The sequence below is a fragment of the Prevotella micans F0438 genome (genome assembly GCF_000243035.1).
Classification (GTDB): Bacteria; Bacteroidota; Bacteroidia; order Bacteroidales; family Bacteroidaceae; genus Prevotella; species Prevotella micans.
The window spans coordinates 50,464-64,409 of the sequence record NZ_JH594521.1; the positions used below are offsets into that span (position 1 = coordinate 50,464).

The 13,946-nt window shown below is 46.7% G+C and carries 6 protein-coding genes; 2 read left to right on the forward strand and 4 right to left on the reverse strand.

The window, feature by feature from the left end; genetic code table 11:
* Positions 1–89: 89 nt before the first annotated feature.
* The 3 genes from HMPREF9140_RS00220 to HMPREF9140_RS00230 are packed head-to-tail and all read right to left on the reverse strand — an operon-like array spanning position 90 to position 1,781.
* Complete coding sequence (locus HMPREF9140_RS00220) at positions 90–338, reverse strand: DUF4834 family protein (protein WP_006950890.1); 249 nt, start codon at positions 336–338, stop codon at positions 90–92.
* Positions 339–342: 4 nt separating this feature from the next.
* Positions 343–1,044 (reverse strand): CDP-alcohol phosphatidyltransferase family protein, encoded by a 702-nt coding sequence (locus HMPREF9140_RS00225; RefSeq protein ID WP_006950891.1) that lies wholly within the window; start codon positions 1,042–1,044, stop codon positions 343–345.
* A gap of 41 nt (positions 1,045–1,085) precedes the next feature.
* Positions 1,086–1,781 (reverse strand): phosphatidylserine decarboxylase family protein, encoded by a 696-nt coding sequence (locus HMPREF9140_RS00230; protein WP_006950892.1) that lies wholly within the window; start codon positions 1,779–1,781, stop codon positions 1,086–1,088.
* A gap of 129 nt (positions 1,782–1,910) precedes the next feature.
* Between HMPREF9140_RS00230 and dnaE the strand changes: the two genes are divergently transcribed.
* Positions 1,911–5,624: a DNA polymerase III subunit alpha gene (dnaE, locus tag HMPREF9140_RS00235; RefSeq protein WP_006950893.1), complete on the forward strand. Its 3,714-nt coding sequence runs from the start codon at positions 1,911–1,913 to the stop codon at positions 5,622–5,624.
* A gap of 78 nt (positions 5,625–5,702) precedes the next feature.
* A complete protein-coding gene (trxA, locus tag HMPREF9140_RS00240) occupies positions 5,703–6,017 on the forward strand; it encodes a thioredoxin (protein WP_026253283.1) in 315 nt (104 codons plus the stop codon).
* A 370-nt stretch (positions 6,018–6,387) separates the two neighbouring features.
* Here the strand turns inward: trxA and sov are convergent, their stop codons facing one another.
* Positions 6,388–13,887, reverse strand: a complete 7,500-nt coding sequence (gene sov, locus HMPREF9140_RS00245; protein WP_394330121.1) for a T9SS outer membrane translocon Sov/SprA — start codon at positions 13,885–13,887, stop codon at positions 6,388–6,390.
* Between the last annotated feature and the right edge of the window lie 59 nt (positions 13,888–13,946).

The following is a 13,946-nucleotide window of genomic DNA, read 5'->3' on the forward strand; positions in this document are numbered from 1 at the left end:
TGTGTTGCAGAGCCCGGCGTATGATTGATTCGTGTTTTGAGGTATATATGTTGGGGAATTGCTTTGCCCGAATGCTGTTTTCAGATGAGCTATGAGAAGTCGACATATTCGCCCTCGTCGTCGGATATAATCTTGCGGTTGCGCTGCGATTCCGACCGGCTATCAATGATGATATTCCCATCCGCATTCGGTTTCGGCTGGTTGTTTCTGCCAGTTCTATCACCCGGTCGGAACTTTCGACTCGTGTCGCGAATCTGTCTATAAAACGATATGGCTATAGACAAGATGATGATGAAAAATCCAATAAAGATAAAGAAGATGAAACTGAGAAAAATCATTGATTTACTTGTTAATCCTGATAATTGAAGAGAGAACTACGTACCATGCGATGATTATCGCGAATGCTGAAATGCCGAAAATAACGATGAGCGGAATGCAGCTTAGTAGGAACACGTAGCGTACCTCGTTGCCGCGCCATCCCCACTGTTTGAACTTGAGGGCGAACATTGGAATCTCAGCTATCATGAGCCACGAACTCAAAGCCACGCCTGCGATAATAGCTAAAACTGCTAACGGACAGCTTTCGAGCCATGATCCAGCACCTACAATGAGTGCTCCCCAGAAAAGAGCATTTGCGGGAGTGGGCAAACCAATAAATCCAAGGGCTTGACGTTCGTCGAGATTGAATTTAGCCAGTCGGAGGGCCGAAAACGCAGCCATGACGAAGGCCACGAATGGTAACCAAGGACGGGCAGGCTCGAGGAAAATAGGGTAATCCATTGTACAAAGCATGTTGAACACGATGGTAGCAGGTGCCAACCCAAAAGTTATGTCGTCGGCAAGTGAATCGAGTTCTTTTCCTATTGGTGAACTCACGCCGAGAAGTCGGGCGCTCATCCCGTCGAAGAAATCAAACGTAGCACCAATGATTATCCAGGTCAAAGACATCTCAGCATTTCCACCAAAAGCAAAAGCGGTTGCTATGCAACCCGAAATGAGGTTGCAGCATGTGATTGTGTTGGGGATGTGTCTTTTGAGGCTCATGTTTTGTGAAAGGTTGGGATTGGGGTATAGGATTTGTGAGGCTAACTTAGTTTAGCTATGACGGTATGGTCACCTGTGGTGTGTTGTCCCATTTTGACGCATACTTCTGAGTCTATTGGGAGAAAGACGTCTACACGGCTTCCGAGCTTTATGAATCCCAGGTGCTCATCGATGTAGCATTCTTCACCCTCTTTGGCATATGTGACAATACGTCGTGCCACGGCTCCCGCAATCTGTCGGCACAGTACATCGCGACCGTCGGGAGTTGTGAGCATGGTATCAGCGTGTTCGTTCTCGTCGCTCGCTTTGGGCAACCATGCCTTGTAAAACTTGCCATTGAAATGCTTTACGAACTTTACCTTCCCATCTACAGGAAACCAGTTTGCATGAACATTCCATAGGCTCATGAAGATGGAAATCATCAAACGTCTGTCGTGGAAATATTCATTCTCTTCAATCTCTTCAATCACTACGACATGACCGTCAGCCGGGGCTACCACAATCTTTTCAGTGTCATCTCCAGGAAAGTATCTTACCGGGGCTCTGTAGAAATTAAGAACTATTCCATAGGCGATGCTAAAGATTGCAATGAAAATCCAAAAAGGGAGTTTACACGAGGGAATTGTAAACCATAAAATAAGCGCAACAAGCATAATGCTTATTCCGCCGTAAAGTAGTTGTTTTGTTCCCTCTCTATGTATTCTGATTTTCTTAAGCTTCCTCTTGATTTTTCCCATAGCGTGTGTTGAGCTAACCTTTTGTTTGATGCAAAGATACTTCTTTTTTATAAGCTAACAAGTTTTAATTTTAATCTTTGGAAGTGTGTGCCATTCACTGTACCTTTGGGACTAATTTTTCAGAACCTTATGGAAGATTTCGTTCACCTTCACGTTCATACCCATTATTCTATTCTAGACGGCCAATCGAAGATTTCATATCTTGTAGATAAGGCAGTCAAGAATGGTATGAAAGGTATGGCCATAACAGATCATGGTGTGATGTTCGGCATTAAGGAATTTTCGGATTATTGTGTGCGAATAAATAAAGGACGAAAAGAGCGCGGTGAGAAACCATTCAAACCTATTTTCGGTTGCGAAATGTATGTGGCGCGACGAACCAAGTTTAATAAGGATAAGTCACAACATGATAACTCTGGCTACCATCTTGTAGTTTTAGCGAAGAATTATAAAGGTTATCAAAATCTAATAAGGATTGTGTCGCGAGCATGGATAGATGGATATTATTATCGGCCACGAACCGATCGTGAAGATTTGGAGAAATATCATGAGGGACTTATCGTTTGTTCAGCCTGCATTGCAGGTGAAGTACCAGCAAAGATTCTCAAAGGAGATATTGAGGGGGCACGGGAGGCATGCGAGTGGTATCATCGTGTATTCGGCGATGATTATTATTTGGAGTTGCAGCGGCACGAGGTTAAGGATCCACAGCTTGTGGCCAATCGCGATGTGTTTCCACTGCAACAAAAGGCCAATGAAATGTTGATGCAGTTTGCTCGCGAATACAGTATAAAATTGGTTTGTACCAATGATTGTCATTTTGAAGATAAGGAAACGGCTGAGGCACACGACCATCTTCTTTGTCTTTCGACTAATGAAGAACTAAATGCGCCGAATCGTTTGCGCTATTCTAAGCAGGAATGGTTCAAGACCCGCGAGGAGATGAATGAAGTGTTTGCTGACATTCCAGAGGCGCTGACAAACACACTCGATATACTCAACAAGGTTGAAATATACAGTATCGACAACGATCCGATAATGCCTTTCTTTTCAATACCTGAGAGTTTTGGAACGGAAGAGGAATGGATGAGGAAATTCTCTGAGGCCGATCTCTATAAGGAGTTCACATCCGACGAAAACGGAGAGAATCAACTCGATGAAAAGGCAGGCGCCGAGGTTATCGAACGCCTGGGAGGATATAAAAAGATTTATAGAATAAAGTTCGAAGCCGACTATTTGGCTAAACTTGCTTACGACGGCGCCCGGCGATGCTATGGTGAGAATTTTTCGAATGAAATAGACGATCGAATACGTTTTGAACTTCATGTTATGAAAACGATGGGTTTTCCTGGCTACTTCTTAATCGTGCAAGACTTCATAAACGCTGCCCGCAAAGAGCTGGACGTTATGGTTGGTCCCGGGCGCGGTTCGGCAGCCGGCTCGGTGGTGGCCTATTGTCTTGGAATAACACGTATCGATCCGCTGAAATATGATTTACTATTCGAGCGTTTCCTTAATCCTGACCGCGTGAATCTCCCCGATATAGATACTGACTTCGATGATGATGGGCGTGGCCGGGTTCTGCAATGGGTTATGGATAAATATGGCCACGAAAACTGTGCCCACATTATCACCTACGCCACAATGGCTACGAAAAACTCTATCAAAGACGTTGCTCGCGTGGAGCAACTGCCGCTACAACTCTCGAATGCACTATGCAAGGCTATTCCCGAACGCTTGCCTGATGGGATGAAAATGAATCTTGTAAATGCAATCAAGTGCACCCCAATGTTGCAGGAGGCCGAGGTGAGCGAAGATGTACGCGAACGCAACACTATCAAATATGCCAAGATGCTCGAAGGCACTATACGAGGCACCGGTATTCATGCCTGCGGGTTCATCATTTGTCGAAATCCGATAAGTGACTGGGTGCCCGTCTCGACAGCTACCGATCCCGATTTTCCCGATCAGAAAGTACCTGTTACACAATATGACGGTCACGTTATCGAATCGACTGGGCTCATCAAAATGGACTTCCTCGGACTCAAAACCCTCTCCGAGATAAAAGAAGCCGTTCGGGTGATTAGGCAAACAACCGGCGACGAAATTGACATCGACAATATCTCCCTCGACGATGAATTAACCTATCGACTCTATCAGCAAGGCCGAACTGTGGGTACGTTTCAGTTCGAATCACCCGGAATGCAAAAATACCTCCGCGAGCTCAAGCCCACCGTGTTCGAAGACCTCATTGCCATGAATGCTCTCTATCGCCCTGGTCCGATGGATTATATTCCTGAATTTATCCGCCGGAAGAAAGACCCTACGCTTGTCACCTACGATATTCCCTGTATGGAAAAGTATCTCAAAGACACCTATGGCATCACCGTTTATCAAGAACAAGTGATGCTTCTCAGCCGTCAACTTGCCAGTTTTACCCGAGGTGAGAGTGATGAGCTTCGAAAGGCAATGGGAAAGAAAAAGAAAGACATTGTCGACCGGATGAAGCCCAAGTTTATCAAACAAGGAACAGAAAACGGGCACAATCCAGAGATTCTCGAAAAGATATGGAGCGACTGGGAGAAATTCGCCAGTTACGCTTTCAACAAGTCGCACGCAACATGTTATTCGTGGCTTGCCTATCAAACCGCTTATCTCAAGGCCCACTATCCTGCCGAATTCATGGCCGCTTTGATGACCCGTCGTTTCAGTCAGATAACCGAAATAACCAAGCTCATGGAAGAGTGTAAAGCCATGAGGATTTCAACCCTCGGCCCAGACGCAAATGAAAGCCAAATGGGATTCAGCGTCAACAGTAAAGGGGAAATCCGATTCGGACTCTCAGCCATAAAAGGAATAGGAACCGGAGCAGCTGAGGCCATTGTCAAAGAACGGCAGGCAAATGGGCCATATAAAGACATCTTCGATTTCGCCGAACGCGTTGACCTCAGTAACGTCAATCGAAAAGCATACGAAAGTCTTGCCTACGGCGGAGCGCTCGACAACCTAGGTCTACAACGCGAACAATATTTCGGTATCAATACCAAAGGCGAAATATTCCTTGACACACTCGTACGCTACGCACAGCTTTTCCAACAAGAACAAGCCAACCAACAGAATTCGCTCTTCGGAGGAATAGACGAAGTGGAAGTTGTTCACCCAGTAGTGCCAAAAACAGATAAATGGGCAACAATCGAAAAACTTAACAAAGAACGCGAATTCGTTGGTATATACCTCTCGGCACATCCGCTCGATGAATACGAAGTTATTCTCAACAACATGTGTAACACACATTGCAATGAAATCGGCCGAGACGTAAACATCGCACAACTTGCACAGCGTGATGAAGTGACCATCGGAGGAATAGTTACCGCAGTCAACGAGCGATTTTCACAGAAAACAGGAAAACCATTCGGATTCATAACTATAGAAGACTTTGAAGGACAAGGAGAATTAGCACTCTTTGGCGACGACTGGATAAGATGGAATGGACTCCTAAAACCAAACTACACCATTTTCATCACCGCAAAATGCCAACAACGCTATCGTGGCTCCGACCTCTATGAACTCAAAATACAGAACGTGGAACAACTTTATGACATTAAAGCTCATCGATTAGAACGGTTCACGCTGACACTCGAAGCTGCCACAATCAACGACAAAACCTTAACCGAACTCGCAACCATAATATCACAAAACGAAGGCACAACACAACTCTACATCGCACTACGAACACCACAGCAAACAACCGTTATGTTACGTAGCCGAACCATAAAAGTCAACATCGACCACCGACTCATCGACTTCGTCACGACAAACAACATCGAATATCGAATAAACTGAGAACAACACTGCCAAATAATTCTTGGCATGGAGTTTGAAAAATATAAACAGCAATTCAAATTTTTAAAACAAACAAAAATGGAAGTAGAAATCACAACCGAAAATTTTGAGACTTACAAGAATGGCGAATTGCCATTAGTAGTTGACCTGTGGGCAACTTGGTGTGGCCCTTGCAAAATGATTGCCCCTATTGTATCCGAGCTAGCTAAAGAATATGATGGTAAAATCGTAGTAGGCAAATGCGATGTCGAAGAACACAATGACGTAGCCATAGAGTTTGGTGTTCGCAACATCCCCACCATCCTCTTCTTTAAAGGTGGCGAACTGGTAGACAAATTCGTAGGCGCAGCCCAGAAATCGGTACTCGACGAGAAGTTTAAAGCTCTCCTCTAGTGCAGAAACTAATTCATTCTTAGGCGGCCCGACATTGATTCGTTAAATGTCGGGCCGCCTCACGCGTAATCCGAACCAACATATCGTTGCGAGGACCAACTCATTTGATTTTATATTAGTCTAATCTCCGTAAGTACTATATTATTTATCTTTTTATTAGTATACTCTCTGTGAATGATATAAATAATTTAGTTTTTTATTTGCAGAATCTCCACTATTGTCAAACTGTTTTGTTTTATTCTTGTGCTTATGGTGCAATGATTTCCCTATATGCTTTCTCTTTCTTGCCCCATGTTTACTCGGGCGTTCCGCCCGCATGATAGGGACAGACCCCGTGTCTGCCCGATATCCACTTATTTATTTGGAGTAATTAGCGGGTAAGACTAATCTTGAGGTTAATACCGAAATCGTGAGTTATTGTAGGGTAGCTGTTAGCTGAGAGAAGGGGCGAGTTGGATTGCAGGTCGAAGTATAGGCTGGCGGTGATGAGTCGACTAAGGGTGTAATCGCCCATGAAGGCTATTTTCAGGGCCGTATTTCCCGATGATGCTGCAGCTGCGAGAGTGCTGATGTCGCGGGTGAGGTTGGCTTGCTGACGATAGCTGAAGTCGAAGCGTAGGTTGAGGTCGCGGTTAACGCCGTTGCTTTTGGTTGATGTGTTTGTTTGGTCGTTTCGCTTTTTGTTGCTCTTGACAGCGCGTGTGTTTCGACCTCCGAAGAGGTTGAAGTTGTTTATTCGGTATCCGAATCCGAAGACGATGTCTTTTGAGGTGGCTTCGTTTATCTGAATACTGGTCATTGAGAGTGACAGGGCGCGAGTTTGTCGGTATTCGAGTTTGAGTGTTAGGTTGTTTTGTAGTGTCACATCAACTCCGATGAATGGCGAGAACGCTTCGTTGATACTCACTTGTGTTAGGTTGTACATCGAGCTTGGGATGGGTGCTCCGGTCGTGGCATCAGCTATAAAACCGAGTTCGTCGTTGATTTGTTGCCAGGTGCTGAAGGTTTGATACGAGCCTATGGTGAATATGCTTTTGTAGGAGTGGTTGATGTTGATGCTTTTGAACCATTCCTGGAAGATGGCGAGTCGTGTCAGACCGCTGTAGCGGAGGGTCCAGTTTGGCAGCAAACTGCGTAGGGTGGGGAATAGCTTGAGACCGTTGCCTGGCATACTTGTATAGGCTTGGATGAAGGCTGGAACCATGACGTCGGCACTGTATTTATTCACGGCTCCGCGTGAAGGATTGAATTGTCCGCCTCCGAACGATGTGGGATAGTTTTTACCGATGTATTGCGCTTCTACTTGGTTTCTGAAGTTGTCGAGCGATTGCACGAATCGGTTGAATGTTTCACTGTGATATCCGTTTGCAGCACTTCCCTGGCTTTCGAATACTGAGCCCAGGGAGAGAGTTGTCATGGTTAGGGTCCCGCTTTGTGTTGTTGGGTTACCGGCATACATGTATTGTATGCTTTTGGATTGTGTTGCTGTTCGACTCGCGTTGAGGTCGATTTTAAGGTCTTTGACCGGTTCGAGAGTAAGGCGTATTTGTATGTCTTCGGTGCGGTTGGTTGTTGCGGGTGTTGCTACGCTGTCGTTTGCGAGGAGCCATCCGTTGTTTCGAGCGCGGTCGATATAGTTATCGTCTATTAGTCCAAGTGCGAAGTCAACTCCGGGTGCCGTTGCTCCGTAGCCCCGTGTTTGTCCTAGCGCATCGCCTACGGTTGGCATGAATCCAGGGAGCGACATGGCGTATTGATTACGATAGGATATGCTGGCATTACGCACCATCATGAGCACTCGTGCTAGACATTGCGCGGTTTTATACCACGATTTGTTTTCGAGTGGTTCTTTGGCCGTGATGGTTATTTTGAGACGTATGACGGAGTCGGTTTTGTTGAAGAGTTTGATTTTGTTGTCGTCAATTCTCTTCCATTTGAGGTTTATCTTTTTGCCGCTGACGTCTTTCATCGATACGGCTATGCGCTTGCTTTTTCGTGCATGAGTCACAGTGAGTGTTGTGTCGGCTTTGATGGTTATCTCTTTCTCGTAACTTTTGGTGTTTTTGGGTAGTTGGCGTGCTTTGTCCTGCTCGTCTTTCGGTAAGTTTTCTTCGGGTTTTTCTATGCGCATTTGTTCCAGGGCTTTGTTATTTTTCCGGTTGCTGATGCTGGCTGTCGACTTGTTGAATCGCTCGTTTGCCTTTTGCAGGAATGGTATATGGTTGTATAGTCGCTCGAAATTGAACGTTGCGTTTGCATTGACGGTTCGGTTTGTTGTTATGGTGTTGCCGAGCGATGTTCCGTTTTCGAGTTTTGCCCCGCGCACCCATGTGTAGGCCGAGGTGTAGTTGGCGTCGATATTCACCCAATTGAATATCGGGATGAGATTGAGTGGTGGCTGATATGATAGTGTTGCGTTCTGTTGGTAATCAAGGGGTGTTCCGAAGTGCTTTACGCTGTTCCAAACAGAGTCTTTCCAGGCTTCATATCGATCGGCATATAGGTCTTTGTTTATCGGCGTGTAGGGCTCTTCAATTTCGGCGTGTGTTGCGCTTTGGAAATTGAGGTGTAGATTCCTGGTGATATCCCATCGCATGTTGAAATCACGATTCCACAGAAACTGTTCGTTGAAGTTGAGTGGTAGCATGGCGTTCTCGGTTGCCTCCATGTTGCGTTCTTGCAACTCGTAGTAGTTGCGAATCATCTCGGTGTTGAAAGCGATGTTCTGGGGCAGCCAGTTGAGTTCGAATCGTTTTAGGATGTCGAACCATTTCGATTTGCTCTTGATGAGTTTACGCAACGGATCCCATGATTTGTAAACGGGCGTCCAGCTGTAGTTGAGCGTACCTCGCCAGTTGTCTTCTTTCTCGTAGACGGTAGTTTCACCCGACGAGTGGGTATGAGAATGACTGTATGAGAACGAGAAGTTTGCGGGGTCGTAGGGCATTGGGTGACGTTTGTTTTGTATACCTACACGGACGTTCGAGAGCGAGAAATTGGTTGTAGTGCGCTTTGTTACGGCTATGGATTCAATTGAATCGCGCTCGTGCTTTGATGCTGTTGCATCGAGAGCGTCTTTGAGTAACATGTCGGTATCGAGCGGATTGTATTTCGGACGGCTTTCGTTTTTGGTTACGCTGTAGTATAGTGGCGCCGATACTTTTGTTTTCTCAGGGAATAGTTTTCCCAGCTCGATGGTTGCGGTCATGGCCATGTCGGTATTGGTTTCCTGTTTACGTTGGCTTACTCCCTGCTCCAATCCACCGAATCCGTCGGTACTGTGACTAGCGTTCATGTCAATGGTCCCGAGGTCGGATAGCTGAATGTTCATCTGTCCGCGAGCAGCCCATCCGCCCTCGTTGTTGAATTCGAGCAGGCGTAGTTCGTTCACCCACACTTCGCCTGTTTTCTCGCTGCCGGAGAGGTTACGCACACCGATAATCATTGTTTTGATTTCGCCCAGGGTGGGGTTTCCCATTACGCTGACTCGATTTGAAGGACGCTGGTTGTCGTAGATGGAGAACTCGCGTATGTAGCTAGCCGTACCATTGGCTTTACTGATATTGCGCTCTTTCTTCACTCGGGTGAGGAGGTCGAGTGGGATGTCGAGCATATTTTCTTCTGGCCACACGGCACGACAGTCGGCATAGGAATATTTGTCGTAGGGGATGGCGCGTGCCGGGGTGAGTTTGAGCGGAATCTCATATTCATAGTAGTTATTCTTATAGTCTGATCCCAATCGGATAAATACGGCCAGCTGGTCGTCAGTCAGATTCGTAATATTCTGCTCCATCGCGTTGGCGTGGACGAACATTTGCAGGCGTTTGTATTGGCGAAGATCGAGTGTGGTGTTCTTATAGACTGCTTTCGACTCGTTTGTTCCGAGATTATTAACCGTCATTGCCAGTGCTTGCTCGTTGTTTTGCACAAGCTGTGGTTGTGTTGGATCTTGCTCACGACTGATTCCTGGTGGCAGAACGTAGTTTACAGGCGTTTTGTCATTATTTTCCTCAATGCTCACAGCGCTCACTGACATCGTACCGGATGTCGGGGCCGAGTTAGTGAGGTTATGTGTATATTGTCTCCATTCGCCTCGAACGAGATCGAATGTACCGAAGCGCAGAACGATGGGACGCTCGAAATCGGTTAGGAATAAACGCATGAAGCGTATGCTGGTGAAATCGCGAATACTGCCCACACGTTTTTGATATTCGCGTAGCGGTATTCTGAATTGATACCAGGTAATCTCTGGACGCTCACCGTTGCGAAGCAGTCTAACCGTTGTACGCTTGTCAACGATGTAGTTCTGCCCCACAACCATGTCTTGCGGGCGGATGCTCACCTTATATTGGTAGTATTTTTCGTATTCGTTGAGCGTATAGTCTTGGTTAATATCCTCGACGTCGGGAGTGGTTTTATACGATGTATCGTAGCGCTCGATTCTTTCGTTGCTTTCAGGCGAGTTGCCTTGCGGATTATTGATGCGCTTATAGCGTTGAAGAATCGGGGCCTGTTTTTGATCCCAATCCGAACCGCGATAATAATGGTAGTTGTCGTTTGCCGGGTCGGCCCAGATAGAATCGAACACGGCTTGATTGGTTTTGCTGCGCGCCTGTGTGAGGAAGTCCTGATAGGATGCGAATTGCTGTTCTTCAGCGTCAGTTAGTCCATTGAAACCTACGTCCTGCAGAGCGCGACTGCCCGATGTGGTAGCGAAAGCGTAGGTTACGGTTGCTTGAGTCGGAATGCGTCCCCATTGCGTTGTTGTCCACGCGTTACTTCCGTCGACCGGCATACCGCTTTCATAGAATTTCTTGCCGTCGTGCAGAACATCCTCTGACACTTCGCCGAGGTTTATGTAGAAGTCGCCGCCATATTTAGCTGCATCCGGTTGCTTGTTGGAATAGATGAAGGGGTCGAGCATCCAGAACTCGATGTATTCGATGTTGGCGCGTTCGAAATCATTTGTGTCGAGCTTGCGCATCATTCCTCCCCATGTTTTGCGCGGGTTTGTGAGATGTCCGTTTTGATCGAGGTCGGGGTTGAAGTTATATGGGCCCCGCTCCGATGGATAGAATGCCAGATTGAGTATTGATAGCGTAGGGGTGGTTCCATTGTAGCTGTTTTGGTCGCGGTTGGGGAATATTTCGCGCACATAAACTTCGCGCACATAATGGTTGGAGAGCTGCTGAAGGTCGCTTTTGATGTGTCCCGGGGTGAGCGAACTACTTATACGCGTGAATAGCGGGTCGATGGTGTACCACGCCAAAAGACTCCTGTTGAAACCTCCGCGAAGAGTTGTTTTGTCGGTAGATTCGGGGAAATCAGACGGTACACTCGAAATAATCCACGAAGTTGGTGAGGCTACATCGAGTGTGTTCTTTGTGTTTTCAAAGTCGTCGAGGTAGGAGGCGTTGTCTTGTGTTCCGCTGCTCTGACCGGCAATCAGCTGTGCGAACTCGGCCGACAGAGAAATATGCGAGGGCTGCGTGAGATGCAGCAGCGGTAGTTTGTCGAGCATGTTGGTAAGCCACTGACTTTCCTTTTTCCAGTTCATGTTAAGGCCCCAGATGGTGTTATTGAGTGGTTCGGAGCCCATATTTACTTTGTTGGTGAGCGCTTGTTCGGAAAGGTGCATAAATGTTCCGCCAAGTTGGAAATTTTTCGAGAAGTCGTATTCCCAGTTCACTCCGAACATTGTTTTGCGTTCCTGTCCGTAGTCGCTTTGGCTTTCGAGCGATACATTCACCGATGTTCCGGCATCGATTATGTTTTGATTGAGGATAGTTACTTCGCCGGCATTATAATCCACGCTGTAGTCTGTTCCTTCAACCAGTCGCACTCCGCCGGCTGTGACCACAACCGAACCTTGCGGGACATTATAGGCACCTAACGAAATAACATTTGCGCTCGTTCCGCGATATTGCCCCACTAGCATGTATTTATCTTTTTCGGCAATTTGCTTTGCAACGGTTTTCGTTGAGTCGTAGAGCTCGGAGAACGTATATTTCTTGGCTACATTCGGTGCAATGCCTTTTGATACGAGATAATTATAAAGGTATTTTCCGAACGGTTCGGCTTCGGGGAAGAACACTCTTCCGTTGCTTACTGTGTAGCCCTCTACGTAATCGAAATAGCCATTCGGATGCGGATTATTATTGTTGTCGAGTCGGTCGGCGCCTAACAGTTTAATGATAGTTTGGTTTTTTACCTTTTGTTCGGGGATATAGGAGATGTAAACACCCGTTGTGTCGCTCTGATATTTAACATCGAGTCTGAATTTATCCTTCTCCACCGTGCCGCCGAGGTTGTAGACATTCTTCATCATTAGATTCCAGTTGCCTTGCGACGGATTATTACTTGTGTTCTTTAGCGATTTCACGAACAACGCTTCATTAACGTTGGTGCGGTCGCTGGCAAACTCGCCTACTTGATAGGTAACACCGCCGTAGGTGTATTCATAGGCTATGGCTAGGACTTGGTCGGTTTGTAATCCGAGCGACGTTAGCGAAATATAACCGAGTGCACTGTTGAGTCGATATTCCGAGCTATTTAACAGTCGGGCGTTCGACAGTTTCTCATAGTCCACGCCGCCTACCATTCCAATTCCGTCAAGAATAGTATTTGTTTGGTCGATGTCGCGGGCGGCAGCGTTATTCTGTGCGATGGTGGCATATTCAGTATTGGCGTTATTCGACGGGACCAAGCCGTTGCCGTTTCCCCAGAGTGCCGGTTTACTCACATTCATGCTTTCGCCGAGGTCGGTTAGTGCAACGATGTTTCGAGTATTGGTTGTGTTGCCCGATTTATTTGTAACCCAGATTTCGATTCGGTTTATGGTAACGCCTGTTGTGAGATTAGGCAGTGTTTTCATTGACGTGTCGTATCGGTCGCGGAAATATTGTGAGAGGAAGAAGTGCTTGTTTTCTTCATAGTCGGCCGCGTCGATTTCGAATGGAGTGAGTTGCTTGCCACCGCGTGAATTGACGCTTTTGTTCGACGATTTTTTTTGCGAGACAACTGTTTGCAACTTCAGTTTACCGAACTGCATGTCGGTGCGCAAGCCAAAGAGCGACGATGCACCTTGAACCAAACTGTTGTTCGATGGGAACGACACGTTGCCTGCTTCGACGAGTTTTATAATTTCGTCTTCTTTTCCGTCGTATCGCAGTTTCATGTTCTGTGCGTCGAAGTCGAACGTCGCGTCGGTATTATAGTTTAGGTTCATGTTTACTTTGTCGCCCACTTTTCCGTTCACGTTGAGGTTTATTTTCTCGTCGAACTTCATGGTTGTGGTATTTCGGTTGCGTATTGGCAGCGAGGGGTTGTCGATATTTTTTACTGTTGCGCCGAATTTAAGCTCGGCTGTTCCCTGCGTCTTGATGCGAACGCCGCCCGGCCCGAATATTTTCTCTGCCGGGCCGAGCGAGAAATGCATATCCGTGAAGTCGAACTTGTCTTTGCCCTTTGTTTTGAGAATTTCCTGATTCTTCGCTCTGTAAAAGTCGGCGAAACTGCGTTTTTCGCTCCATTTGCGATATTCTTCGGGCGTCATCATTATGGGTGCGTTCACATAGGTGTCGCCTATTTTGTTTCCGATGATATATCGGTCGAGCGTATCATTATATTCCACCGTTTGGCGCATATTTTCCGGCCGTGCCAAATCGGTTGAACCCTGTTTCAGGTCGTCGAAAGTTATGGGTGTTGTTCGTTGCACTCGCCACCGCGGATGCAGAAGTGAGTCGGGGATTATTTCTTCGTCGATTTTCACATTCGGCAGTTTCGGTTTGCCGGTTGTGTCGGGAGGCACAATGAGCGAAAGAACCTTCTCCGGTAAGAAAAGGTTCCCTAGGGTGTGCTCCCAAGCCATCAAGCTCAGAACCATGGCGAGAGCTGCCAGTGTTGCGATGTGTCTCTTCGATTTCAAAA